The organism is Agrobacterium sp. LAD9 (assembly GCF_003031125.1).
Taxonomy (GTDB): domain Bacteria; phylum Pseudomonadota; class Alphaproteobacteria; order Rhizobiales; family Rhizobiaceae; genus Agrobacterium; species Agrobacterium radiobacter.
Genome location: NZ_PHGS01000009.1, coordinates 122,044 through 147,599, shown reverse-complemented (window position 1 = coordinate 147,599; position 25,556 = coordinate 122,044). Strand labels below are relative to the sequence as shown.

Here is a 25,556-nt window from a genome sequence, read left to right as displayed (position 1 = left end):
CCTTTATCGCGGAGCAGCAGGTGCGCTCGTACGATTTTATTTCCGATCATTGAAAACCTGCATGTTGCAATCCATGCAACTCTCTGATTCCAAGGAGGGAATCCGGATCGGTGCTGATTCTTTAACGGAACTTGGCACGTTGGGCGCGGTGGTTAACGAAAGTAAACGATTCATTAACCTTAATGGCGTTTAACTGATCTCAAGGGTCATGTGCCAGAATCACCGTTCTTCAAATTCGGTCGGTTCGGGGCGTGGTTCGTAACGGAGAGTTGGTGTCAGAGGTATCGATGGGCGGCAAGCACGTAGCTGTTCTTTTGGGTGGGTTTTCGTCGGAGCGGCCAGTCAGCCTGTCGTCGGGCAATGCCTGCGCGCTCGCGCTTGAGGGCGAGGGCTACAAGGTTACCCGGGTCGATGTGGGGCGCGATGTCGCGGCCGTACTCGATGAGCTGCGCCCGGATGTCGCCTTTAATGCGCTGCACGGTCCTTTCGGTGAAGACGGCACCATTCAGGGTATTCTCGAATATCTGGCCATTCCCTATACACATTCGGGCGTGCTGGCTTCCGCACTTGCCATGGACAAGGCGCAGGCGAAGAAAGTCGCTGCGGCTGCCGGGGTGCCGGTTGCTGCCGAGCGCGTCATGAACCGCTTCGATTTCACCAGCGAACATCCGCTTGCTCCACCCTATGTGGTGAAGCCGGTGCGTGAAGGTTCGAGCTTCGGCGTTGTCATCGTCAAGGAAGACCAGTCGCATCCGCCGCAAATCCTCACTTCGTCGGAATGGCGTTATGGTGATCAGGTGATGGTCGAACGCTACATCCATGGCCGCGAATTGACCTGCGGCGTGCTCGACGGCGACGCGCTTGGCGTCACCGAAGTGGTGCCGCTCGGTCACAATTTCTATGATTTTGACGCTAAATACGCTGCTGGTGGCTCGAAACATGTCATTCCGGCAGAAATTTCACCGAAAATTTACCAAAAAATTCAAACACTGGCGGTTATGGCGCATCGGGCGATCGGGTGCCGTGGCGTAAGCCGTTCAGACTTTCGTTACGACGACCGCTTCTCAGAAGATGGCGAAGTTATCTGGCTTGAAGTGAATACGCAGCCGGGCATGACGCCGACCTCCCTGGTGCCGGAAATGGCGGCCCATGCTGGCCGCTCCTTTGGTAACCTTGTCAGCTGGATGGTGGAGGACGCTTCGTGTTTGCGGTGACCGGCAAAAAGTCGACGGCAAAAAAGCGCGAGCAATTCGCAGCGACGGCAAATGCCGACGACCGCATGGTGCTGCCGCGCCCGCTGCGTCGTGTCGTGCGCTTCTGCGTCAGCCTTGCGACCGGACGCATCCACATTCCCGCCCATACCGGCACGATTTCGGCCGTCGCCTTCTACGCGGTGACTGGCCTTTATGGCATGTCGCTCGGCGGCCACACGAATATCGTTACGCAGGCGACGACCTCTGCTGCGGGTTTCGCCGTTGAGGACGTGAAGGTCTCCGGCAATCTGCAGACCTCCGAAATCGATGTCTTCCAGCTTCTCGGCCTTGATGGCAGCACCTCGCTGATTGCACTCGACATCGATGCGGCGCGCCGCAAGCTCGTGCAGCTTCCGTGGGTGGAAGACGTGGATATCCGTAAGGTCTACCCGAAGACGATCGAGGTTCGCCTGAAAGAACGCCAGGCCTTCGGCATCTGGCAGCATGGCTCGGAACTGTCGCTGATCGAAAAGAGCGGCAGCGTCATCGCGCCGCTGCGTGACAATAAATTCGCTTCCCTGCCGCTGTTCGTTGGACGCGACGCGGAAACGGGCGCTGCCGGTTTCGTCGAGCAGCTGGCCGACTGGCCGGAAATCCGCAACCGCGTTCGCGCCTATGTACGCATTGCCGGCCGCCGCTGGGATCTGCACCTCGACAACGGCATCGTCGTCAAGCTGCCGGAAGAAAACCTGCCGCAGGCGCTGCAATTGCTGGCGCGGCTTGATCTCGAAGAAAAGGTCCTGTCGCGAGATGTCGCCGCAGTCGATCTCAGACTGGCGGATCGCACCACGATCCAGCTGACCGAAGGTGCGACGGAGCGCCGTCAGGCTGCTGTCGACGCGCGCACCAAGGCTCTCAAGAAAGCGGAGAAGAACACATGAGCTTTTTCGGTTCTTCCCATTTCGGCCTGCCTCGTCTGAAGCCGCTTTCTTCCAAGCGCAGCCACATCGTTTCGGTGCTGGACATCGGTTCGACCAAGGTCGTGTGCATGATCGGCCGGCTGACGCCGCGTCAAGAGAGTGAAATCCTGCCTGGCCGCACCCACAAGGTGGAAATCATCGGCATTGGCCACCAGCGTTCGCGTGGTGTGAAATCCGGCGTGATTGCTGATCTTGACGCGCTGGAAGGTGTCATCCGCCTTTCGGTCGATGCGGCCGAGCGCATGGCGGGACTTACCGTCGACAGCCTGATCGTCAATGTTTCGGCAGGACGGTTGGCTAGCGATATCTATACCGCGAGCATCGATCTCGGCGGCCAGGAAGTGGAAGCAAGCGACCTGCGCAAGGTTCTGGTGGCGGCAAGCCAGCAGTCCATGCGTCAGGACCGGGCGATCCTGCATTCTCTGCCGACGGGCTATTCGCTGGATGGCGAGCGCGGCATTCGTGATCCGCTGTCGATGTATGGCGATCTTCTTGGCGTTGACATGCATGTCGTGACTGTCGAACGCACGGCGCTGAAGAACCTCGAGCTTTGCGTCAACCGCGCGCATCTTTCCGTCGAAGGTATGGTGGCGACGCCCTATGCCAGCGGTCTTGCCGCTCTGGTGGACGATGAAGTCGAGCTTGGCTGCGCGGCCATCGACATGGGTGGCGGCACCACGACGATCTCGGTTTTCGCCGAAGGCCGTCTCATTCACACCGACGCGATCGGCCTTGGCGGCCATCACGTTACGACAGATCTTGCACGAGGCCTCTCGACACGAATCGAAGATGCGGAGAGACTGAAGGTGGTGCATGGTTCGGCTTTGCTGAATGGCGCGGATGAGCGCGACATGATTTCGATCCCGCCGATTGGCGAAGATGATCGCGATCAACCATCGCAAGTTTCAAGAGCACTTGTAACCCGCATCGTGCGGGCGCGTATCGAAGAGACGCTGGAATTGATCCGTGATCGTATCCAGAAGTCCGGCTTCAGTCCCATCGTCGGCAAGCGCGTTGTCCTGACCGGCGGCGCAAGCCAGCTGACGGGGCTGCCGGAAACGGCACGGCGCATTCTCGCCCGCAACGTTCGCATCGGCCGCCCCATGGGCGTTGCCGGTCTTCCGGTGGCGGCGAAGGGACCGGCATTTTCAACCGCCTGCGGACTGATGATCTACCCGCAGGTGGCGGACATCGAAATTCATGCGGCGCAAGGCGGAATGTTCTCGCCGTTTGGTAACGGTAGCGGCCGGATAGCCCGGGTGGGGCAATGGCTGAAAGAGAGTTTTTGAGTGGCCTCGTGGCGCAAGCCGGAGGTTTCAGAGTTGAGTTTCAAGAATCGGCCAGCGGGGCGATGCGGCCAGAGAAAGAAGGAATGTTAAAATGACGATACAGCTGCAGAAGCCTGATATCACAGAGCTGAAGCCACGCATCACCGTCTTCGGTGTCGGTGGCGGTGGTGGTAACGCTGTCAACAACATGATCACGGCCGGCCTCCAGGGCGTCGACTTCGTCGTCGCCAACACGGATGCGCAGGCGCTGACCATGACGAAGGCAGACAGGGTCATTCAGCTCGGCGTCAACGTCACCGAAGGCCTCGGCGCCGGCTCCCAGCCGGAAGTCGGCCGCGCGGCTGCTGAAGAGTGCATCGACGAGATCATCGATCACCTGAACGGTACCCACATGTGCTTCGTCACCGCCGGCATGGGCGGCGGCACCGGCACGGGTGCTGCCCCGGTCGTCGCACAGGCTGCGCGCAACAAGGGCATCCTGACGGTCGGCGTCGTCACCAAGCCTTTCCACTTCGAAGGCGGCCGCCGCATGCGTCTTGCCGAACAGGGCATCGAGGAACTGCAGAAGTCCGTCGATACGCTGATCGTCATTCCGAACCAGAACCTTTTCCGTATTGCCAATGACAAGACGACCTTTGCGGACGCCTTCGCCATGGCCGACCAGGTTCTTTACTCCGGCGTTGCCTGCATTACCGATCTGATGGTGAAGGAAGGTCTTATCAACCTCGACTTCGCCGACGTCCGTTCGGTCATGCGCGAAATGGGCCGCGCAATGATGGGCACCGGCGAAGCTTCCGGTCCGGGCCGCGCAATGCAGGCTGCGGAAGCGGCGATCGCCAACCCGCTGCTCGACGAAACCTCGATGAAGGGCGCGCAGGGCCTCCTGATCTCCATCACCGGTGGTCGCGACCTCACCCTCTTCGAAGTCGACGAAGCGGCGACCCGTATCCGCGAAGAAGTCGATCCGGATGCCAACATCATCCTCGGCGCAACCTTCGACGAAGCGCTTGAAGGCCTCATCCGCGTCTCCGTCGTCGCAACCGGCATCGACCGCGTTGCTGGCGTTGGCGAACAGAACATTGCCGATATGCGCGCCGCAGCTGCTGTTGCCAAGCCGCTTATCCGTCCTTCCGCGGCCGTTGCTCCCGCTCCGGCCGCAGTACAGCCTGCAGCAGTCTCGCAGGCACAGAAGGCCGTAGACCCGATCGCCCAGACCATCCGTTCGGCGGAAGCCGAAATGGAACGTGAACTCGGTTTCGCCGCACACCAGCAGCCCGCCCAGGATTTCCGTCCGCAGAGCAAGCTGTTCGCATCTTCCCCGGCTGAAGCACCGGCTGCCCTCCGTCCGGCCCAGCCGGTTCAGCAGGCCGCTCCGGCACCGGTTGCGCAAGCGCCGGTCTATCACGCTCCGGAACAGGTTGCCGCTCAGGCTCCGCGGATGCAGCAGCCGCAGGCTCCTGTCTACCAGGAACCCGCGCCGGTTGCCCGTCAGCCTGAGCCGGTTCGCATGCCGAAGGTCGAAGACTTCCCGCCGGTCGTGAAGGCCGAGCTGGACCACCGCACCCATGCCGCTCCTGCCGCACAGGAAGAGCGTGGCCCGATGGGTCTTCTGAAGCGCATCACCAACTCGCTTGGCCGCCGTGAAGAGGAAGAAGTTCCTTCCGACATGATGGATGCGCCGAGCATGGCACCGCAGCAGCGCCGCGCCCCGCTTTCGCCGGAAGCAAGCCTCTACGCACCGCGTCGTGGCCAGCTTGACGACCACGGCCGTGCAACGCCTGCCTCGTCCAGCCATCACGACGATGACCAGCTGGAAATCCCGGCCTTCCTGCGCCGCCAGTCCAACTAAAGGCGATTCCATAAGCCTCTTGAAACGCCCGGATCACACGATCCGGGCGTTTTGTTTATTTTACGTTATTAACACTAAATTAATTCGCGTTTTCAATGACTTGCGCATGTAACAATCCGAAACGAACAGTGATTTGTCGTGGCACCTACATGTGCGTATGTATGAGGCTGGGTGAAGGAACACATTGACTTTTCCGGTCGTTAAAAACCGGCTTGAAAAACTTGAACGGCGCTGGCTGAAGCAGCGCGGTTTGCAAAACAAGGCATAGACGCATGACTATCGGACTGCTCGGATTTCAGACAACTATCGCACATGCTGTTCAGCTTAAAGGCATTGGCGTGCATTCCGGCAATCCGGTCTCGATGACCTTCCAGCCTGCAGAAGCCGGAACGGGCGTCGTCTTCCACCGCCTTCACGATAATGGCAGCGTTACAGAGCTTAAGGCGGTTTCGGCCAATGTCGGCAATACCGATCTGTGCACCGTGCTCGGCCGTTCGCTCTCCCAGTCGGTAGCGACGATCGAGCACGTCATGGCTGCCATCTACGCCATGGGCCTCGACAACCTCGTCGTTGAGGTTGACGGTCCGGAAGCGCCGATCATGGATGGCAGCTCCGCACCTTTCATCGAGGCGATCGAATCTGTTGGCATCAAGAACCTGGGCGTGAAGCGCCGTTACATCCGCGTCACCAAGCCGGTGCGTATCGATTCGGGCGCCTCCTGGGCGGAGTTCCGTCCCTATGACGGCACGCGTTTTGAAGTCGACATCGATTTCGACACGCCGCTGATCGGCAAGCAGTCCTGGAAGGGCGACCTCACGGCGGATACGTTCAAGAACGAACTGTCGCGCGCCCGCACCTTCGGCTTCATGCGTGACGTGGAGCGCCTGTGGGCTGCCGGTTACGCACTCGGCTCCTCGCTTGAGAACTCGGTTGTCATCTCCGACGACAATAGCGTCATCAACATGGAAGGCCTGCGTTACGCCAAGGATGAATTCGTCCGTCACAAGACGCTGGACGCCGTGGGCGACCTGGCGCTTGCCGGCGCGCAGTTCATCGGTTGCTACCGGTCCTATCGCGGCGGCCATAAGGTCAATGCGAATGCGCTGAAGGCCCTGCTGAGCGACCGCACCGCTTACGAGATCGTCGAGGCTCCGGCTGCCCGCAACCAGATGGTGCGCGCCCGCGAATTTGTTGCGGTCAACATGCCGGAATTTGCACCCTGGTCAGCTTGAGTTCTTTCGCAGGCTATCAATTGACAGAAAAGGCCGCTCCCTTTGGGGCGGCTTTTTCGTGATGAGAACAAGAAGTTGCGTTATATCGTGTGATATTCATGCGATTGCACGGGTCGATGCCATAAAAATGCGTTAATGCGTCATCATTGCGTTGCCCTGCGGATGCTTTTATGGCTAGAACGCCAGTGCAAAGCCGATGCTTATGTATTTGCGCGGGAAGTGGGAACTGTCGAATGAAGCATGTAGGGTCTGGTGCAATGAAGGGTACGATGCGGGGGATCGCCGTTTCGTTGATGTTGGTCGGCGCAAGTGTCGTCGTCACGGCCTGCCAGTCCGATCCGGATATCGACATTACCAAGCTCGGCTTCGAATCCGATCCGCCTGATGTTCTGTACAAGCAGGGGCTTGCCAACATGAACGCCGGCAACATGACGGAAGCCTCACGCAAGTTCGAGGCTATCGACAAGCAATATCCCTTTACCGAATGGGGCCAGAAGGCGCTTGTCATGCAGACCTTCATTGCCACGCGCACCAACAAGAACGATGTGGCCATCACGAACGGCAGCCGCTTCCTGCGGCAATATCCCCGTTCCAAGGACGCGGCCTACGTTCAGTACATGATCGGTCTTGCCTATTCGAAGCAGATTTCCGACGTGACGCAGGATCAGCGCGCAGCACAGCGCACCGTCGAGGCGATGAACAAGGTCGTCAATGACTATCCCGATTCGGAATATGTCGCCGACGCGCAGGCCAAGATCCGTTTCGCCCGTGACCAGCTCGCCGGTCGCGAAATGCAGGTCGGTCGTTATTACCTTGAGCGCAAGGAATACCTCGCCGCCGTTTCGCGTTTCCGCATCGTCGTCGAGCAGTACCAGAACACCAACCAGATCGAGGAAGCGCTGGCGCGTCTGACTGAGGCCTATTACGCTATGGGCCTGGTGGATGAAGCACAGACAGCGGCCGCCGTTCTCGGCAACAACTATCCTGATAGCCAATGGTATTCGGATTCCTACAAGCTGCTGAAGGGCAGCGGGCTGGAGCCGCGGGAAAACAAGGGGTCCTGGATTTCGCGCGCCGGCAAGAAGCTTATCGGCGCCTGAGACCGGGGCATAGGCCATGCTGGTCCAGCTCTCGATTCGCGATATCGTTCTGATCGAAAGGCTTGACCTCGGTTTCGAGGCAGGCCTTTCCGTGTTGACGGGCGAGACGGGTGCGGGCAAATCCATTCTTCTCGATAGCCTATCGCTGGCGCTTGGTGGCCGTGGCGATGGCGGCCTTGTGCGCCATGGTGAAGAGAAGGGGCAGGTTACCGCCACTTTCGAGGTCCCGAACAATCACCCGACACGGCTTCTCCTGCGCGAAAACGGTCTCGATGACGACGGCGACCTGATTTTCCGCCGGGTACAATCCTCCGACGGGCGCACCAAGGCCTATATCAACGATCAGGCCATCAGCGTGCAGATGATGCGCCAACTCGGTCAATTCCTGGTCGAAATCCACGGCCAGCATGATGATCGCGCGCTTGTCGACACCGATGCACACCGGACGCTGCTGGATGCCTTTGCCGGGCTGAGCGATGAGGCTCGCGCTGTTCAGGGCCTCTACCGCACCTGGAAAGATGCTGACCGGGCCCTGAAGACGCACCGCGCCAAGGTGGAGGCGGCGGCGCGCGAGGCGGATTACCTGCGCTCTTCCGTTGAAGAACTGGAAACGCTCTCGCCGCGTGACGGTGAGGAGGATGAACTAGCCGAGCGCCGGGCGGTGATGCAGAAATCCGAACGCATTGCCGGCGATATCGCTGAGGCCAGCGAGTTTCTGAACGGCAATGCCTCGCCCGTGCCTGTCATTGCATCCATGATGCGCCGGCTCGAGCGCAAGAGCCACGAGGCTCCCGGACTGCTTGAAGACACCGTGCAATTGCTGGATGCCGCGCTGGACAGCCTTTCCAATGCGCAGATGGAAGTGGAAGCGGCATTGCGCCGCACCGAATTCGATCCGCGTGAGCTGGAGCGGGTGGAAGAGCGGCTTTTTGCGCTGCGCGCCGCGGGCCGCAAATATAATGTCGCCGTGCCTGACCTTCCGGCTCTCGCCGAAAAAATGGTGGCCGATCTCGCCGATCTCGATGCCGGTGAAGAAAAACTCGGCAAGCTCGAGGCCAATCTCGGCGTCGTAAAGGCCGATTTTGACCGTGCCGCCCAATCGCTTTCCGACAAACGCCGCAATGCGGCGGAAGCGCTTTCCAACGCTGTCATGGCCGAGCTTCCGGCGCTGAAGCTCGAGCGGGCGCGGTTTACCGTCGAGGTGACCTCCGATCCCGAGCAGGCGACGGCTGACGGTATCGATACGGTGGAGTTTCACGTCCAGACCAATCCGGGCACGCGCCCCGGTCCGATCATGAAGGTGGCCTCGGGCGGCGAACTGTCCCGTTTCCTGCTGGCGTTGAAAGTGGCGCTCGCCGATCGCGGATCGGCGCCGACGCTGGTGTTCGACGAAATCGATACGGGTGTTGGCGGCGCTGTGGCGGATGCCATCGGCCAGCGGCTGCGCCGCCTGTCGAAAACCGTGCAGGTCCTGTCCGTCACCCATGCGCCGCAGGTGGCCGCACGGGCTGCCACTCATCTCCTCATTTCCAAAGGCCCATCCGGCGACGGCAGCGAGCGCATCGCTACGCGCGTGGCCACCATGGAGCCGAAACACCGCACCGAAGAGATCGCCCGCATGCTCGCCGGCGCATCGGTAACGGACGAGGCGAGGGCTGCGGCCGCTCGTCTGCTTGCCGCCAAGGACTGATCGTTCGCGACAATGCCGTTGGAGCGCCTTTCGGCGTTGTGAGTCCAGCGGCAAAACTGTTTTTAATGTTTGTTATTTCGGCTAAAAGCGTTCGGTAATTCCGAAAAGAGGCCGTCATGTCGAAAGACCAGAAATCCGTCGAAAACCTCACCGAGCTTGAAGCCTCTTCCGAGCTCGCATTTCTGGCGGCCGAGCTTGCTCGCCATGACGCCCTTTATCACGGCAAGGACGCGCCGGAGATTTCGGACGCCGATTATGATGCGCTGAAGCGGCGCAACGATGCCATCGAGACGGCTTTTCCAGCGCTGGTGCGGGCCGATAGCCCATCGAAGAAAGTCGGCTTCGCGCCGCTTCCGACCTTTGCGCCAATCGTGCATGCGCGGCCGATGCTGTCGCTCGACAATACGTTTTCGGAAGAGGATTTGCGGGATTTCGTGAGTTCCGTCTATCGCTTCCTCGGGCATCTGCCTGATGATTCCATCGCCTTTACCGCCGAGCCGAAGATCGACGGGCTTTCCATGTCGATCCGCTACGAGAACCGCAGGCTGAAGACCGCGGCGACGCGTGGTGACGGCACGACGGGCGAAAACGTCACCGCCAATATCAGGACCATCAAGGAAATCCCGAACGAGCTGCCTTCGGACGCGCCCGATGTGGTGGAGGTTCGTGGTGAGGTCTATATGGCCAAGAGCGACTTCATGGCGCTCAACGCCCAGATGGAGGCCGAAGGCAAGCAGACCTATGTGAACCCGCGCAACACGGCATCCGGTTCGCTGCGCCAGCTCGACGCCAATGTGACAGCGAAACGCAAACTCAGGTTCTTTGCCTATGCCCTGGGTGAGGTTTCGAATGGCGGCCAGCCGACGCGGATTGCCGATACGCAATACGGCATCGTCGAGAAGTTCAGGGAATGGGGCTTCCCGGTCAATCCGCTGATGAAGCGATTCACCTCCGCCCAGCAATTGCTTGAACATTATAATGAAATCGGCGTTGCGCGGCCTGATCTCGATTATGATATCGACGGTGTGGTCTATAAGGTCGACCGGCTCGACCTTCAGGAAAGACTCGGCTTCCGCTCGCGCAGCCCGCGCTGGGCGACCGCGCACAAGTTTCCGGCCGAACAGGCCTTCACCACGGTTGAGAACATTGAAATTCAGGTGGGACGTACCGGCGCCTTGACGCCGGTCGCGCGTCTCACCCCGATCACCGTCGGCGGTGTCGTTGTCACCAATGCGACGCTGCATAATGCCGATTATATCGAAGGTATCGGCAATGGCGGCGAGCGCATCCGCCCGGAGGATCACGATATCCGCATTGGCGATACGGTCATTGTGCAGCGCGCCGGTGATGTCATTCCGCAGGTTCTGGATGTGCTGTTGGAGAAGCGCCCCGCCGAGGCGGCGAAATATGCCTTCCCGGAGAAATGTCCGGTCTGCGGCAGCCATGCGGTGCGGGAGCGCAATGAAAAGACCGGCAAGCTCGACTCGGTCACACGTTGCACCGGCGGTTTTGTGTGCCGGGCGCAGGCGGTGGAGCACCTGAAACATTTCGTCTCGCGCAATGCCTTCGATATCGAAGGGCTCGGCACCAAGCAGATAGACTTCTTCTTCGAAAGCGACGATCCGGCGCTCTCGATCAAGACCGCGCCTGATATTTTCACGCTGAAGGCGCGGCAGGAAGGCTCTCACCTCACCAAGCTCGAGAATATCGACGGCTTCGGCAAGGTCAGCGTCAGGAAGCTGTTCGATGCCATCGACGCCCGCCGCGAGATCGATCTGCACCGGCTGATCTTCGCGCTCGGTATTCGTCATGTGGGCGAGACCACGGCGAAGCTTCTGGCGCGATCCTATGGCACTTACGAACATTTCGAAGAGAGCATGAAGGCGGCGGCCGATCTGGCGAGCGATGCCTGGGCCGAACTCAACAGCATCGACGGCATTGGCGAGGTGGTGGCCCGCGCCATCATCGAGTTCTACAAGGAACCGCGCAATCTCGATGTCATCGACCGTCTGATACGGGAGCTTCGCCCGAAGGAGGCCGAAAAGCCCTCTACCGAAGGCAGCCCGGTGGCAGGCAAGACGGTTGTGTTTACCGGTTCGCTGGAAAAGTTCACCCGCGATGAGGCTAAGGCCCGGGCCGAAAGCCTCGGCGCCAAGGTTGCGGGTTCCGTCTCGAAAAAGACCGATATTCTGGTCGCAGGACCGGGAGCCGGTTCCAAGCTTGCCAAAGCGGCGGAACTGGGTGTTCAGACCATGGATGAAGACGAGTGGCTGGCGCTGATCGGCGGCTGATGCGCCGTCATGGCAATGTTGTCCTCTGCCGCTAAAGCTTTGCGCCTGAGACGGAGAGCACAGCATGGATGACCGCATCGTCGTCACCACACAGCAGGTCCGGGCGCTGGTCGCCAACCAGTTTCCGCAATGGGCCGATCTCGAGGTCCGGCCGGTGGAACTGAGCGGCTGGGACAATCGCAGCTTTCGCCTTGGTGGCGACATGCTGATCCGCATGCCAAGTGCCGCCCGGTATGTTGCGCAGGTGGAAAAGGAGCACCGGTGGCTGCCGGCGCTTACACCGCTCCTGCCTTTTCCGATCCCTGCACCATTGGCGCTGGGGCAGCCGGGAGAAGGCTATCCGTTCTGCTGGTCCGTCTATCGCTGGCTTGAGGGCGAACCTCTCGCACGGCATCTGGAGCGCGTCGATCTTTCGACTGTCGCTATTGATATTGCCGCGTTTTTGAAAACATTGCACGGCGTGGATGCTTCGGATGGCCCACGCGCGGGCGCGCATAACTTTCATCGCGGCGGGTCCCTCTCGGTCTATGACGGGGAGGCGCGGGCCTCGGCAGCACGCCTTGCCGATGAGGTGGATCATGCGCTGGCCATGGAGATCTGGCAGCTGGCGCTTTCCAGCCGCTGGCAGGGGCAGGGTGTCTGGGTGCATGGCGACATTGCCGAGGGCAATCTGCTGGTGCAGAACGGCCGCCTTTCAGCCGTCATCGATTTCGGCAGTTCCGGCGTTGGCGATCCATCTTCCGATCTCATTCTCGCCTGGAATGTGCTCAATACCGAGAGCCGCGCCGTTTTTCGTCAGGCGCTGGAGCTTGATGATGCCACATGGCAGCGCGGGCGCGGCTGGGCGCTGTGGAAGGCGTTGATCGTGCTGGATGCCGAGCGCGGGCGGAACGAAAGAATGGCCGAATGGTCGCGACGGACCATTCGGGAAGTGTTTGCGGACCACCTTCTACACTGAAAGCGCCTATCGAAGTCGTGCCATCACATGGGCATCGACGTATTTTCCATCACGATAGGCATCGTTGCGCAGGGTGCCCTCGCGCTCGAAACCGAATTTCTCGTAGAGCCGGATTGCCGGGAGATTGTCGGTGAAGACGTTGAGCTCGATGCGGCGGATATCGTGCCAGTTATCCGCTGTGTCGATCAGCGCCCCAAGAAGGTGCGACCCCACCCCTTTTCCCGCGAGATCGTCGTGAACGCTGATCGCCAGGTCGGCGATATGGGCCTGTCGTCCCGCCCTGCGAAACAGCCCGCCATTGGCGACGATCTTTCCGCGCCATTCGCCTATGATCGAAATATCGTTCGGACCGCGGTTCTCCATTGCCTTCCTGGTCTTTTCCACAGATTGGAAGGGTTGCCGCAGCGTGCCGTGACGGACGCCCGGCAGGTTGAACAGTTCGGTCAGGGCTTCGGCATCATCCAGGCGCGGTGCGCGCAGGAGGATGTCGCGTAACTGGAACTGATTATCTTCATTATCGGCAAATTTCACGTTCTGCATGCCTGTCTCCTTGGGGCGTATGGGAGCAGGCTTGCGAACCCTGCTCTAATGGCAGGGTGGAAATGGATCGCTTAAAGCGACGACATACCTTTCCCTGCCGGGTGGCCGGTGATGGTATGGCGACGGGTGGTGTTCTGTTTCGCGATCATGCGCGCAGAATGCTTTTGCCGTGTAGCTCTGTCAAGCCGGTGCGTTGCGTAGCAGGCTTCTGAGTTTTGCCGGCAACCTGCCGTCGATCGCTGCAAGACCGGCGGCGATCATTGCCATGCCGGCGAAATGCTTCATTTCCAGTTGTTCCCCGAGAAGCAGCGAACCGAGCAGGATGGCGCTGACCGGGATGAGGAAAGTGACGAGGGCAAGATTGGTGGCGCCGGCGCTGGCAAGAATACGGAAGAAGATGAGGTAAGCGAGCGCTGTCGACAGGAGGGCGATGCCGATCAGCGCGCCCCAGGTGCCGAGGCTAGGCATGGCGAGTGTCCAAGGCTTATCGATGAGAAGGGCGGCCGGGATCAGCATCAGTGTTGAAGAGGAAATCTGGCCGGTGGCGGTCATCAGCGGCGGCACGCCCATGGCCTTGAAGCGGCGGCCGAAAATGCCGGCAAAGGCATAGGAGACGGCGGCGCCAAGAATGGCGATCTGGCCCCAGAGACCTGATGAGCCGGTAAAGGCGGCCGGGCCGATCATGGTCGCCACGCCGGCAAAGCCGATCAGAACGCCAGTGAGCTTGTTGCCGGTCATCTTCTCGTCGGCGGTCAGAAAGTGCGCGACGATGACGGTGAAGAGGGGCGTCGTGGCATTGAGGATCGAGGCAAGCCCGCTGGCAATATGGGTCTGACCCCAGACGATCAGGCAGAAGGGAATGATGTTATTCAGCAGGCCCATGCCGAAAAACGCACGCCACACTGCCCCTTCGCGCGGCAGGCGAAGGCCCATGATGCGGCAGACGATCAGAAGCGCTGTGGCGGCAAGGGTGACCCGCAGCGTAACGATGGTGACCGGCGGCAATTCCTTGACCGCGACACCGATGAAAAAGAACGATCCGCCCCACAGGAGCGAAAGCGCGACAAGCATCGCCCATTCACCGGCATCCATCTGTTTCTGTATCGCCATCATCATCTCCCAAAGCATGAGCATCGACATGATCGCAGACGGGATCGCCGCCATCCACCCGATATCGGTTGAGTTTAGCTCAAATCGGAGACGGGTCGCTTTCACTGCATTTCAGGTCTTGTTGCGTCTATTTACTCCCTGTTTTATGGTGTTTTCAAACGATTGTTTCTCGTGCGATAGTTGAGGTGAGCTAAATCATGGCAGCCGAACTTCCTTCTCTGAAAGGACTGCAGGCCTTCGAGGCCGCAGCGCGGTATCGCAGCGTCACGCTTGCCTCCAATGAGCTGAATGTCACGCCCGGCGCGGTTAGCCTGCAAATCCGGGAGCTGGAGGCGCGGCTTGGTGTGCAGCTTTTTTCCCGCAAACCGCGCAGCATCCAGCTGACGCGTGAAGGGGAACGTTATTACGGCGCGCTTCGCACTGCCTTCCGGATGATGCGCGAGGCGACGGCGGAACTGACGGCGCGATCTGAGATCACCGTTCTGACGCTTAGCTGCACCCCGACTTTCGCCGTGCAATGGCTAATGCCGCGATTGCCGGCCTTCCAGCAGCGACACCCGCATGTGGATGCCCGCATCAGCGTGACGAACCGATTGGTGGATTTTTCAAGGGACGACGTCGATCTGGCGGTGCGGCATGGTTTTGGCCGGTATGAAGGGCTTGAGAGTATCCGCTTCATTGATGACAGCACGCTGCCGGTCTGCTCGCCGCAGCTTCTTGAAAAATATGGGCCGCTTCAGGAGGCGGGTGATCTGAAGTCCGTTCCGCTGCTACACGATGAAAACCGCAATGAATGGCGGCGCTGGCTGGAAGCGGCGGGCGCGCGCGATGTCGACGCCTCCGGCGGTACCGTCTTCATCGACAGCAACGGCGCGCTTGATGCGGCCAAGGCCGGGCACGGCATTGCGCTGACCCGGCGTTCGCTCGTTTCCCGCGAGCTTGCGGAAGGCGCATTGATCGCCCCCTTCGGCAAGGACATGGCCAGCACGCTTGCCTATTTCCTCGTTTATCCCAGGCGTATGCTCGATAATCCCGATCTGGTGACGCTCATCGACTGGATGCTTTCGGAAGCGCGTTCAGCCGAGGCCGGTTCTCTTTGAGGTCAATCCGGTTTATGCCGGAATGAAACAACGGGAATCACTCTTGAAAACCATCGCCATCGATTTCGAGACCGCCAATGAGGAGCGGGGCAGCGCCTGCTCCGTCGGGCTTGCGTGGATAGAGGGCGGCGAGATCGTTCGCGTCGAGGAGCGTCTCATCCGGCCGAAGGACATGCGGTTTTCGCCCTTCAACATCGCCGTCCACGGGATTCGGCCTGCCGATGTCGAGGACGCGCCGGAATTCCCTGAGGTGATGGAGGAGTTCATCGACGACTTCCACGGTGCGACGATGATCGCCCATAATGCCGCCTTCGATTTCAGTGTCATGCGGGCGTCGTTCGACAAGTACCGGCAGTCCTATCCCGATCTTTCTTATCTGTGCAGCGTAAAGATCGCCCGGCACGTCTGGCCGCAGCTGGAATCGCACAAGCTGAATGTCATTGCCCATCACCTCCAGCTGCGTTTCGTGCACCATAATGCCGCCGAAGATGCCGTTGTCTGCGCGGCAGCGTCGATTGCGGCGGCCAAGGCGCTGCGCGTCACCCATGTTCGCGACCTGCCGGAAAAGATCGGCATGGTCGCAGGCCGTCTCACCTCCACCGGTTACCAGCCCTGCAGCATGAAAAAACGCGCCGTCTCCCGGGTTGCGTAACCGTTCCGCGCACTTATGTTTGAAGCAGCGTAACGGAGAAGATGCGATGACGACGAAAACTCTGTCGGGTTTGTTTGCGGGCTTTCTGGCATTGCTTCCGGTCACTGCCGCGCATTCGCAGGTCGTGGGTGAGGTTGGCGTCGACTGGATCGGCAACGACATCGTCATCGAGGCGATTGCCGATCCGAAGATCAAGGGCGTGACCTGCCATGTGACCTATTTCGAGCGCGGCGTCATCGACCGGCTGAAGAACGGCAATTGGTTTGAAGACCCATCAAACAATGCCATTTCCTGCAGCCAGACGGGGCCGGTGGAGATCGGCGATATCGATCTCTCGAAGGGCGGGGAAGAGGTGTTCCGGCAGGGCATGTCGCTGGTCTGGAAGAAGCTGGTCGTCAGCCGCGTCTACGACAAGGCCAATGACACGCTTATCTATCTGGTGCATGCACGGGAGCTGACTGACGGTTCGGCCAAGATGGCGATTTCCACGGTGCCGCTCTATAACCAGCAGGTCACATGGGAAAAGGGCAAGCCGTAAGGCTCGCCCCCCGCAATTGCGTTATAGATGCCTGGATCAGGCTGCTTCGCGCGCCAGCTCGTCGGCAATGACCGTGTCGAGGTTGAGGAAGCAGACCATGCTCTTTTCCAGCGCGACGATGCCGCGGCAGAAGCTGCGCTGCTCTTCCGGAATGATATCGGGTGCGGGCTGCAGGTCTTCGGAGCGGATGGTCATCATGTCGGAGACCTGCTCCACCAGAAGGCCAACCAGCTTGCCGCCGATATCGGTGACGATGATGGCGGAGCGTTCGGAGGGCTCGGTCATTTTCATGCCAAGGCGGCCGGCCATGTCGATGACGGGAATGACGGCGCCGCGCAGGTTGATGAGGCCGAGAACATAGGGCGGGGTGTGCGGCATCGGGGTAACCGGCGCCCAGCCGCGGATTTCGCGGATCGCCATGATGTCGATGCAGAATTCCTGATCGCTCAGATGGAAGGAAACGATTTCGAGATATGCGCCGGATTGCTTGATGGCGTTGGACATGACGGCAGGTTTCCTCTGATGGCTCTCTAACAGGCCCGCGCAGGATTGAGCTTTATGCGGTAGCCGGAGAATGGACCGGGAGACATCATGTCGAGGCTTAAAAACCGCTATGGTCATAATGCACAGCAAGATTTTAAACTTTCCCTAACAATTGCCCCGCGCCTGCCGGCAAAACCCAGTATTTTGGCGGTTTTCGCGCTCACGCAAACAGGCTATGATAGGCATATGAACGCGCTCGTTTCCCATCCGCTGAAGTTTATTCTGGCAAGTCTTGCGGCTGTGGCCTCGCTTGCCATCGTGCTTCTTGCCTTTGACGGCTGGGTGCGGCACGGCACGGATATTTTCCTGTCTACGGTGCAGAGCGGCATCGCCTGGTGCCTCTAAAGTTTTTCCGGCTGCGGATTTGTGACAAATCAGCGCGGTCGGCTCAAATACGCCCAGTTGATTTGCCGTCGCCACCGCCTTTCGTTATCTGTCTGCCAGAGCCTGCGATATGCCGCCGGCTTTCGGGGTAGGATTGGAAAATGAGAAATATTCGCATCGTATTGTGGGCCGTCGTGCTCGTTCTCGCCGGTGTCGTCAGCTGGTTGACGATCGAAATGACGAAAACCCGGGAGCAGATGGTGGAGACGGCCTATGGCGTGCCGTTCGAACTGACGGCGCAAACCGGCCAGCCGATTACCGAAAAAGCCTTTCAGGGCAAGCCGACAGCGCTGTTCTTCGGTTTCACCCATTGCCCGGAGGTCTGCCCTACAACCCTGTTCGAGCTGAACGGCTGGATGGAGAAGGTGGACCCGGCCGGCGACAAGCTGCAGGCCTATTTCGTCTCCGTCGATCCCGAGCGCGATACGCCTGAGATCATGCAGCAATATGTTTCCAACGTCTCGAAGCGGATCACGGGCATCACCGGTCCGGCCGACAAGATTGCCGAGACGCTGAAGGGCTACCGCATCTATGCCAAGAAGGTGCCGGTGGACGAGAAGGATCCGAATGGCGATTACACTATGGATCACACGGCGTCCGTCATCCTGCTCGATGCCAATGGCCGCTTTGCGGGGACGATTGCCTATGGTGAAAATCCCGATGTCGCCGAGCAGAAACTTCAGAATCTTCTGAAGGGTACGAAGGTTTAATTACGCGCGGCTTATTGGACTGACTGCGGTTTTGTGGCAAAGGCAGACACAGAACTATTAGCCAGAGAAAGCAGCCCGCCGTGAGCGAAATCCGACTTTACGTCACCACGACCGAAATCCAGGCGGGTGAAATCCTCGATCTCATGTCGGACTATTTCGGCGAGGAGGATGTCGCGATTGCCACCACCGAGGTGGATGAAAAGCGCGATATCTGGGAAGCCTCGGTTTATCTGATGGCTGAACAGGAAGAAGAGTTCCGCGAGCGTGTCAGCGCGCTGCTTGCTCCTGCCTTTCCCGATCTCGTCATCGAGAAGGAGACCGTTCCTGACGTTGACTGGATCGCCAAGTCGCTCGAGGGGCTGAAGCCGGTCAGGGCAGGGCGCTTCATCGTGTATGGCGCCCATGATCGCGATAAGGTGCAGGCGAACGATCTGGCAATCGAAATCGAGGCGGGGCAGGCTTTCGGCACGGGCCATCATGGCACGACGGCAGGTTGCCTTGAGATGATCGAGGAAGTTCTGCGGGCGAGGACGGTGCGCAATGCGCTGGATCTCGGCACCGGCAGCGGCGTTCTGGCGATTGCTGTACGCAAGATGCGTCCTATTCCCGTGCTTGCGACAGACATCGATCCCATCGCCGTGAAGGTGGCGAAGGAGAATGTGCGGCTGAACGGTATCGTCTCCGGGCTGGCGCTGGAGACCGCGCCGGGTTTCCACTCGGACGCTTTCCGCAAGCATGGCCCGTTCGATCTCATCATTGCCAATATTCTGGCGCGGCCGCTCATCAAGATGGCGCCGCAGCTCGTCACGCATCTGGCGCCCGGGGGCACCGTCATCCTGTCGGGCATTCTGGCGTCACAGCGTTGGAAGGTGCTTTCCGCCTATAATGGCGCGCGGCTTTCCCATGTCCGCACGATCTGGCGTAATGGCTGGGTGACGCTGCACCTGCGCAAGGACTGAAGCTTCCCCAGCATCCCTTTCGGGGTAAAAGAAAAGGCGGCGCTTTCGCGCCGCCTGGAAACCCGCGAGCAGATGGGAGGAGTTTGCTCAAGCGGGTCGACGTATTCCTGTTCGGCGCGGCGGAGGGAGGATCTCCGCACCGGACATTATCAGAATACGTAGCTGGACTTTGCCTTGCGACGCAGATCGGCGCGGTTCATGCCGAGCGCTTCGAGCGACTTGTCGTCGAGGTTCAGAAGGGCGGCGTTGACATGACGGCTGACCTGACGCTCGCGTGCTTCAACGACGCGATCGAAGGCGGTACGGAGGAAAGATTTTGCCATTGCTTCAAATCCTTGTTTGCCAGAAGAGTGTCTCTCTCGCTGTGTTGCCCTGAAGATAAGCGATGTGTTTTCGTTTGGTTAGAGGAGATATCTCAGGGTAGATATGCGTATTTTGCATGTCATATCGCCTTGAGTATTACTTATTTCGCAAAATATGCACAATTTATCGCCGCAATCCGCTCTGTCATATATGGCTTGAAACCGGCTTTGTCCGCATGGCATTGTCGTGCCGCGCCAACGATTTGATGGCGCGATCATACAGTTTTTCTCATGACAGTTCCCGAAAGACGCTCATGTTCCAGACCTTCGAAAACAAATCCGCGCCGCAATTCGGCAAGGCCCGTGTCGAGGCGCTGCGCGCCAGTTTCGACGCCCTCGGCATCGACGGTTTTCTGGTGCCGCGCGCCGATGAATATCAGGGAGAATATGTGCCTGAGTGCGCCGAGCGCCTCTCATGGCTGACCGGCTTTACCGGTTCCGCCGGCATTGCGCTGGTGACGCGCGCGGAGGCGGTGGTTTTTGTCGATGGCCGTTACACAACGCAACTCAAGTCGCAGGTCGATCAATCGATCTTCAGCGGCGGCGATCTGGTTGGCGCGCCGCCCTCCGTCTGGCTTGCCGAACATGCCCCACAGGGTTTCCGGCTCGGCATCGATCCGTGGCTGCACACCGGCGCGGAGTTGAAGCGGCTGGAAAAGGTGCTTGCCGGCAAAGGCGGTTCGGTCGTTCTCCTGGAAAAGAACCCGCTTGATGCCCTGTGGCAGGACCGTCCATCCGAGCCGCTGGAGCCCGTCGTTATCCAGCCCGAGGCCTTTACCGGCAAGCTGGCGAAGGAAAAGATCGCCTCGCTGGCGGAAACGGTCTCGGCAAAGGGCGCAGATGCCCTGCTGGTTACCGATCCGTCGTCCATTGCCTGGATTTTCAACGTTCGCGGCAACGACGTGCCGCATACGCCGCATCCGCTCGCGCGCGCCATCATCTATGCGGATGGCAGGGCGGATATTTTTCTCGACAAGCGCAAGACCGGCATTGAGGTCGAGGCTTATCTGGCGCAGCTCGCGACACAATTGCCGCCGTCGAAAATCGCCGACCGCCTGCACGCCATTGCTAGCGCCAAGGGCCGGGTTATGGTCGATGCCGATCTGACGCCGGTGGCGCTGACCGGCGCGATTGCCGCGGCGGGCGGCACCCTGATCGAGGAGGCTGATCCTGTCCGCTTGCCGCGCGCGCGCAAGAACAGGGCGGAACTGGCCGGCTCGGCAGCCGCTCATGTGCAGGATGGGGCGGCCATGGTCGAATATCTCTGCTGGCTGGACCGCCAGCAGCCCGGCAGCGTCACCGAAATTGCCGCCGTCAGGGCGCTCGAGGCCGCTCGGGTCAAGGTGGGGCAGGGGCTGCAAAACCCGCTCAAGGACGTATCTTTCGACACGATTTCAGGTGCCGGCGAACATGCCGCCATCATCCATTACCGCGTCACGACGGATACGGACCGCACACTTGCGGATGGGGAGATGTTCCTCGTCGATTCCGGTGCGCAATATGTCAACGGCACCACTGACATCACCCGCACGGTTGCGATCGGCGCCGTTCCGGAAGAGCAGAAGCGTTTCTTCACATTGGTGCTGAAGGGCATGATCGGCATCAGCATCGCACGGTTTCCCAAGGGAACGCGTGGTTGCGATCTCGACCCGCTGGCGCGCATCGCGCTCTGGAAGGCGGGAGCGGATTACGCCCATGGCACCGGCCACGGCGTCGGCTCCTATCTTTCGGTGCATGAGGGGCCGCAGCGTATCTCAAGGCTTTCGACGCAGGAACTGCTGTCCGGCATGATCCTGTCGAACGAGCCGGGCTATTACCGGCCCGGCGCTTTTGGCATCCGCATCGAGAACCTCATCTATGTGCGCGAGGCGGAAGAGGTCTCCGGCGGCGACCAGCCGATGTTCTCCTTCGAGACGCTGACATGGTGCCCCATCGACCGCAGGCTGGTGGTCACCGCTCTCCTGACCGACGAAGAACTCGACTGGTTGAACACTTATCACGCCGGGGTTCTGGAGAAGCTTTCTCCCTTGATCACCGACGAGGAGGTTAAGACGTGGCTCGTTGCCGCCACGAGGCCATTGGAGCGGGTCGCTTAAAGCAGCCCGAAATGCCTGATGGCGATGACGATGGCCCAGCCGACGGCCAGCATCGTCAGGCCGGGAAACCGCAGGCAGACCAGCAGGGCGGCCACCATGCCGATCTTGACCTCGTATCCGCCTTCAAAAAAGGCGGGTGCGACGAGCGTGGTCAAAACCGCCACGGGAACGGCGTTCAGCCCCGCCTCCATGCGTGGCGGGATGGATTTCATCCGCGTCATCAGAACATAGCCGCCGATGCGGGTGAGGTAGGTGGCGATGGCGGCGAGCGCGATCAGGATCAGCGTATCGGCGTGCAGCATGTCGCTCATGGCGTTTCCACCCCGTTTTCAGAATTCGATGCGCCGTTCGGTTTCGGCGGATAAAGGACCGCAACGAGAATTCCGGCGACCGCGCCGAGGCTCACATGCCACGGGGAGCCGACGATGTGATAGGCAACCGTTGCGCCAACCGCGCTTGCCAGCATGACAGGGTAGAAATTCTCCCGCTGACGGAAGCTCAGCACCATGCCCATGAAATAGATCGGCAGCAGCACATCGAGGCCAATGGCTTTCGGATCGCCGACCATATTGCCGAGCGATGCGCCGAGAATGGTCATGGCCAGCCACAGCACATAAACGGGCGCGGCAAAGCCCATGTACCAGGAAAAGCCGACCGTGCCGGTATTTTCGTATTTCCTGACCGATTCGGCGAATTGCGGATCCACCAGCACGAAGAAACCAGCAGCCTTCTGCAGGAATGACCAGTTCGAGATCATCCGGGCAATGGCGGCCGAATAGAGGATATGGCGAAAATTGACGGCGAAGACGGAAAGAACGATCAGCCAGGGGGCAACCTTCTGGCCGAACAGTTCGATACCAACGAGCTGGCTTGCACCCGCATAGACGGTGCCGCTCATGATCGTGGCTTCGGTGACGCTCAGCCCGTTATCGACTGCGACGGCGCCGAACAGCGCACCGAAGGGGGCGGCGGAGAGGGCGATCGGGAAACCGCTCTTCAATCCCTCGCGAAAATCTGCATTGAACATGTCTGGAAACTCCTTGCCGCCGCTCTATCGCCGTCCCGTCCGGCTGGCAAACGAATTGCATGAATGGATCGATTGATTAACTTGAAGCTTCCGTTACGGTATCGCCCCATATGGCCGGTGCCGGGCCGGCTTCACCGCCGTCTTCTCGTGCACCTCAACAGTCAGACGATGGAAGATCGATGCTGGAAAAGCAGGAAAAGGCCGCGCTGGCCGGACGTATCAGGGATTATCTTGCCCGTGAGACCGAAACCGAGATCGGCCATCTGCAGGCGGAGATCTTCGTCGATTTTCTGGCAGAGGAGCTGGGGCATGTTTTTTATAATGAGGGACTCAGGGATGCGCATGCCGCGATCCTGAGACGCCTTGAGGATGCAGCAGGCGATATCGACGTTCTGGAGAAACCGAAGCCGCGGTAACGGCACTCTCCTTCCTCATCCCTGTGCTCGTCACAGGGATCCAGCCAGCCCAAGTCCTTGGGCTGGAAAGACTCTCTCGCCGCGCAGACGCGCGTCGGCTGGATTCCTGTGACGGGCACAGGAATGAGGGAGAGTGGTAAGCCCAGTGTTCTTCAGTCCCGCAGAATGTCGCGGCTTTTGAGAACGATTGCGCCCTTTTCCCGCATGGTGGTAATCGCGGCCTTGATGCCCTGCGGATCGATGCCGCGGCTGGCATCCTCGATGAAACGCACCTTCACATCAGGCAGCATGTCGAGGGCGTCGAGCACTGAAAAACTGACGCAGTAATCGGTGGCGAGGCCGCAGACGTCAAGTTGCGTGATACCCTGGCGGTTCAGATAGTCGGCCAGTCCCGTCGTCGCGCCCTGATCATTGTCGCGAAAGGCGGAATAGCTGTCGACGGCGGGGTTTTCGCCCTTCTGCTGGATGTAATCGAAGGTTTCCGTCTTGAGATCAGGGTGGAATTCCGCATCCGGTGTACCCTGCACGCAATGGTCCGGCCACATCATCTGCGGTTTGCCGGAGAGTTCGCCCATGTCGAAGGGTTTCTTGCCGGGATGTTGCGAGGCGAAGCTGCCATGATTTTCCGGGTGCCAGTCCTGCGAGGCGACGATGAGATCGTAGCCGCCGTTGTCGATCAGGGCATTGGCGATGGGCACGATCCGGTCGCCATCGGCAACGGCAAGATTGCCGCCCGGGCAAAACCCGTTCTGGATATCGATGAGCAGCAGCGCCTTCATGATGTGCCTCCCTTTTGAGGGCAGGATGCCAAGCCGGCTTTGGCGGATCAAGCCCCTTTCGATTTCTCAGGTAAGCATGGGTGTTTCCGGCAGGGACTTGCCCTGTCGCAGTCCTGCCGCATTTGCAGCAAATTTCCGGCCAAGTCGGAATTTACCTGACAATTGCGGCGACGGAAATTTTTAGGCCGATGACGCTCCTTTAAGGGGTATTTCCCGGGACGAGGCAGTGCGGATGCACGCAGTACCCGCGCAAGTCATTGTTTTGCCTTCGCCTTACAATGCGCAGACCTTAACGAAATATTTTTGCAGGGACTCGTAAACACTTTGGTTACCATAATTCGTCATGCTTCGAACCAGTCAATTCCGAAACCGGCGTGGTGTCTGCCCGCTCTTCGGATGTCCCAAAATCCCTCCGGCGTCGGCCGGGTATGCGTGAACGGTTCGAGTAACGAGTATCATGGCGTTTTCTGCTGCGGCCTATAATGGTGCCGGCTTTGCCGGTTCGTCTTCCGCCAAGCGAGGCAAATCCTCTTCGCTCGGACGGATGTCCGCGCTTCTCGGCGGCGGCGTTTTTGCCAGCCTTTTCGCAGTCGCAGCCTTTGCCTCGCTGCATAGCATGGCCGCTGCCTCGCATGGTGTCGGACAGTTTGAAAAGACCCTGGTGACGAGGCTCGATTCGGCTGAAACGGCGATTGTCCGCACGGCCGCGCGAGATATTCACATCCGCAAGTTTTCCCGTTTGAGCGACCATAGCCACGGCCAGCAGAAGGCTGTTCGCCTTGCCGGCATCATGCCCGAGATTGGTGCGAAGGAATTCGGCGAGCGCTTCGGCGCGGCAGCGAACGCGAAAGGGCAGGCGACCGTTAAGGAACTTGCCGCGCTCAAGCCTTCGGCAATCGTCGATTCGGCGCTTGGACGCACCTCCGAGGTCGCCTATCAGAGCGCCGTTCCGCAGCATCCGGCATTTGAAGTGGCGCTGGCGCGGCCGCAGATCGAGGAAGAAGCAAGCAGCCTGCTGCCCGATGATGTGCCGCTGCCGAGTTTCCGTCCTGAAGTCGCGACGGCTCAGGCGGTCGAGCCGTCACCTCGTCCTGCCACACCGTCCAGGGCCGAGGTTGCTTCGGCGCCTGCTTTTGATGCGCCGGTTCCCCTGCGCGCTCCTGCGCCGCCCAAGCAGAGCACCGGCGCCATGCTCGCCTTTGCAAAGCCTGATAATCCGATACGCGAGCCGAGCAAGATGGATGCGGTTCCGTGGCCGGATCGCGGCAACGGAACGGCGATCTATGATATTTCCTCCGGTGTCGTGCATATGCCGAACGGCGAGAAGCTGGAAGCGCATTCCGGCATCGGCAAGATGCGCGACAACCCCGATTACGTGCATGTGAGAATGCGCGGTTCGACGCCGCCCTCCAGCTATCGTCTGACGATGCGCGAGGCGCGGTTCCACGGAGTCGAAGCCATTCGTCTGACGCCGGAAAGCGGCGTCAACCCGCACGGCCGCGACGGTCTTCTGGCGCACACCTATATGCTGGCAAAACGCGGTGAATCGAACGGCTGCGTTGTGTTCCGCGACTATTCGCGCTTCCTTGCGGCCTTCAAGCGCGGTGAAGTCAAGCGCATGGTGGTGGTGCCGAAACTGAACGGTAACCGGCCGACACTTGCCAGCAGCGGCGGTAAAAGCGGCGGCAAGACCCTGATCGGCATGTTCTCGCGCGGCAGCGACTCCTGAGCTTTCTTAAGTTCTACGCATTTTCCGGA

General features: G+C 59.9%; 25 protein-coding genes. 18 read left to right on the top strand and 7 right to left on the bottom strand.

Going from position 1 to position 25,556, the window contains the following annotated elements:
* Positions 1 to 287: 287 nt before the first annotated feature.
* The 9 genes from DA915_RS10440 to DA915_RS10400 all read left to right on the top strand — a co-directional run bounded on the left by DA915_RS10440 (position 288) and on the right by DA915_RS10400 (position 12,582).
* Positions 288 to 1,214 (top strand): D-alanine--D-alanine ligase, encoded by a 927-nt coding sequence (locus tag DA915_RS10440; RefSeq protein WP_107675775.1) that lies wholly within the window; start codon positions 288 to 290, stop codon positions 1,212 to 1,214.
* Positions 1,202 to 2,134: a cell division protein FtsQ/DivIB gene (locus tag DA915_RS10435; protein WP_004430763.1), complete on the top strand. Its 933-nt coding sequence runs from the start codon at positions 1,202 to 1,204 to the stop codon at positions 2,132 to 2,134. The genes DA915_RS10440 and DA915_RS10435 overlap by 13 nt, the downstream gene beginning before the upstream one ends.
* Positions 2,131 to 3,462 (top strand): cell division protein FtsA, encoded by a 1,332-nt coding sequence (gene ftsA / locus DA915_RS10430; RefSeq protein ID WP_004442783.1) that lies wholly within the window; start codon positions 2,131 to 2,133, stop codon positions 3,460 to 3,462. The genes DA915_RS10435 and ftsA overlap by 4 nt, the downstream gene beginning before the upstream one ends.
* 91 nt (positions 3,463 to 3,553) lie before the next feature.
* The gene (gene ftsZ, locus DA915_RS10425; RefSeq protein WP_080866288.1) at positions 3,554 to 5,311 is read left to right on the top strand and encodes a cell division protein FtsZ; all 1,758 of its coding nucleotides are present in this window, start codon (positions 3,554 to 3,556) and stop codon (positions 5,309 to 5,311) included.
* Positions 5,312 to 5,583: 272 nt separating this feature from the next.
* Complete coding sequence (gene lpxC / locus DA915_RS10420; RefSeq protein ID WP_004430769.1) at positions 5,584 to 6,543, top strand: UDP-3-O-acyl-N-acetylglucosamine deacetylase; 960 nt, start codon at positions 5,584 to 5,586, stop codon at positions 6,541 to 6,543.
* Between the two features lie 233 nt (positions 6,544 to 6,776).
* Positions 6,777 to 7,643, top strand: a complete 867-nt coding sequence (locus DA915_RS10415; RefSeq protein WP_020809661.1) for an outer membrane protein assembly factor BamD — start codon at positions 6,777 to 6,779, stop codon at positions 7,641 to 7,643.
* 16 nt (positions 7,644 to 7,659) lie between these two features.
* Entirely contained in the window at positions 7,660 to 9,333 is a 1,674-nt protein-coding gene (recN, locus tag DA915_RS10410) for a DNA repair protein RecN (protein ID WP_107675774.1), read from the top strand.
* 116 nt (positions 9,334 to 9,449) lie between these two features.
* The gene (gene ligA, locus DA915_RS10405; protein ID WP_107675773.1) at positions 9,450 to 11,624 is read left to right on the top strand and encodes an NAD-dependent DNA ligase LigA; all 2,175 of its coding nucleotides are present in this window, start codon (positions 9,450 to 9,452) and stop codon (positions 11,622 to 11,624) included.
* A gap of 64 nt (positions 11,625 to 11,688) precedes the next feature.
* Positions 11,689 to 12,582, top strand: coding sequence for an aminoglycoside phosphotransferase family protein (locus DA915_RS10400; protein ID WP_107675772.1), 894 nt, complete (start codon positions 11,689 to 11,691; stop codon positions 12,580 to 12,582).
* Positions 12,583 to 12,588: 6 nt separating this feature from the next.
* On the opposite strand, the gene DA915_RS10395 is transcribed toward DA915_RS10400, so the two are convergent.
* Positions 12,589 to 13,122, bottom strand: coding sequence for a GNAT family N-acetyltransferase (locus DA915_RS10395; RefSeq protein WP_107675771.1), 534 nt, complete (start codon positions 13,120 to 13,122; stop codon positions 12,589 to 12,591).
* Positions 13,123 to 13,302: 180 nt separating this feature from the next.
* Positions 13,303 to 14,232: a DMT family transporter gene (locus DA915_RS10390; protein ID WP_192886459.1), complete on the bottom strand. Its 930-nt coding sequence runs from the start codon at positions 14,230 to 14,232 to the stop codon at positions 13,303 to 13,305.
* A 197-nt stretch (positions 14,233 to 14,429) separates the two neighbouring features.
* Here DA915_RS10390 and gcvA point away from each other — a divergent pair, with 197 nt between their 5' ends.
* Genes gcvA through DA915_RS10375 form a run of 3 tightly spaced genes read left to right on the top strand, consistent with a single transcriptional unit; the run spans position 14,430 to position 16,522 of the window.
* Positions 14,430 to 15,332, top strand: coding sequence for a transcriptional regulator GcvA (gene gcvA / locus DA915_RS10385; protein WP_107675770.1), 903 nt, complete (start codon positions 14,430 to 14,432; stop codon positions 15,330 to 15,332).
* A 43-nt stretch (positions 15,333 to 15,375) separates the two neighbouring features.
* Positions 15,376 to 15,984, top strand: coding sequence for a 3'-5' exonuclease (locus tag DA915_RS10380; protein ID WP_004430786.1), 609 nt, complete (start codon positions 15,376 to 15,378; stop codon positions 15,982 to 15,984).
* A gap of 46 nt (positions 15,985 to 16,030) precedes the next feature.
* Positions 16,031 to 16,522 (top strand): CreA family protein, encoded by a 492-nt coding sequence (locus DA915_RS10375; protein ID WP_099086063.1) that lies wholly within the window; start codon positions 16,031 to 16,033, stop codon positions 16,520 to 16,522.
* 36 nt (positions 16,523 to 16,558) lie between these two features.
* Here the strand turns inward: DA915_RS10375 and DA915_RS10370 are convergent, their stop codons facing one another.
* Positions 16,559 to 17,026: a chemotaxis protein CheW gene (locus tag DA915_RS10370; protein WP_004430791.1), complete on the bottom strand. Its 468-nt coding sequence runs from the start codon at positions 17,024 to 17,026 to the stop codon at positions 16,559 to 16,561.
* 87 nt (positions 17,027 to 17,113) lie between these two features.
* Between DA915_RS10370 and DA915_RS10365 the strand changes: the two genes are divergently transcribed.
* The 3 genes from DA915_RS10365 to DA915_RS10355 all read left to right on the top strand — a co-directional run bounded on the left by DA915_RS10365 (position 17,114) and on the right by DA915_RS10355 (position 19,118).
* The gene (locus tag DA915_RS10365) at positions 17,114 to 17,410 is read left to right on the top strand and encodes a hypothetical protein (protein WP_223568009.1); all 297 of its coding nucleotides are present in this window, start codon (positions 17,114 to 17,116) and stop codon (positions 17,408 to 17,410) included.
* A 140-nt stretch (positions 17,411 to 17,550) separates the two neighbouring features.
* Complete coding sequence (gene sco / locus DA915_RS10360; protein WP_004430794.1) at positions 17,551 to 18,159, top strand: cytochrome oxidase assembly protein Sco; 609 nt, start codon at positions 17,551 to 17,553, stop codon at positions 18,157 to 18,159.
* Between the two features lie 80 nt (positions 18,160 to 18,239).
* Positions 18,240 to 19,118, top strand: a complete 879-nt coding sequence (locus tag DA915_RS10355; RefSeq protein ID WP_107675769.1) for a 50S ribosomal protein L11 methyltransferase — start codon at positions 18,240 to 18,242, stop codon at positions 19,116 to 19,118.
* 149 nt (positions 19,119 to 19,267) lie between these two features.
* Here the strand turns inward: DA915_RS10355 and DA915_RS28875 are convergent, their stop codons facing one another.
* Entirely contained in the window at positions 19,268 to 19,441 is a 174-nt protein-coding gene (locus DA915_RS28875) for a hypothetical protein (protein ID WP_003522343.1), read from the bottom strand.
* Positions 19,442 to 19,734: 293 nt separating this feature from the next.
* Between DA915_RS28875 and DA915_RS10345 the strand changes: the two genes are divergently transcribed.
* Positions 19,735 to 21,576, top strand: a complete 1,842-nt coding sequence (locus DA915_RS10345) for an aminopeptidase P family protein (RefSeq protein WP_107675768.1) — start codon at positions 19,735 to 19,737, stop codon at positions 21,574 to 21,576.
* Here the strand turns inward: DA915_RS10345 and DA915_RS10340 are convergent.
* Entirely contained in the window at positions 21,573 to 21,887 is a 315-nt protein-coding gene (locus DA915_RS10340) for an AzlD family protein (RefSeq protein WP_004430802.1), read from the bottom strand. The genes DA915_RS10345 and DA915_RS10340 overlap by 4 nt on opposite strands.
* On the bottom strand, positions 21,884 to 22,603 hold the full coding sequence (locus DA915_RS10335) for an AzlC family ABC transporter permease (RefSeq protein WP_060725086.1): 720 nt from the start codon (positions 22,601 to 22,603) through the stop codon (positions 21,884 to 21,886). The genes DA915_RS10340 and DA915_RS10335 overlap by 4 nt, the downstream gene beginning before the upstream one ends.
* Before the next feature lie 179 nt (positions 22,604 to 22,782).
* Between DA915_RS10335 and DA915_RS10330 the strand changes: the two genes are divergently transcribed.
* The gene (locus DA915_RS10330; RefSeq protein ID WP_107675767.1) at positions 22,783 to 23,019 is read left to right on the top strand and encodes a DUF2164 domain-containing protein; all 237 of its coding nucleotides are present in this window, start codon (positions 22,783 to 22,785) and stop codon (positions 23,017 to 23,019) included.
* A gap of 152 nt (positions 23,020 to 23,171) precedes the next feature.
* Here the strand turns inward: DA915_RS10330 and pncA are convergent, their stop codons facing one another.
* Positions 23,172 to 23,798 (bottom strand): bifunctional nicotinamidase/pyrazinamidase, encoded by a 627-nt coding sequence (gene pncA / locus DA915_RS10320; RefSeq protein ID WP_107675766.1) that lies wholly within the window; start codon positions 23,796 to 23,798, stop codon positions 23,172 to 23,174.
* Positions 23,799 to 24,255: 457 nt separating this feature from the next.
* Here pncA and DA915_RS10315 point away from each other — a divergent pair, with 457 nt between their 5' ends.
* The gene (locus DA915_RS10315) at positions 24,256 to 25,527 is read left to right on the top strand and encodes a DUF2778 domain-containing protein (protein WP_099086068.1); all 1,272 of its coding nucleotides are present in this window, start codon (positions 24,256 to 24,258) and stop codon (positions 25,525 to 25,527) included.
* Positions 25,528 to 25,556: the final 29 nt, after the last annotated feature.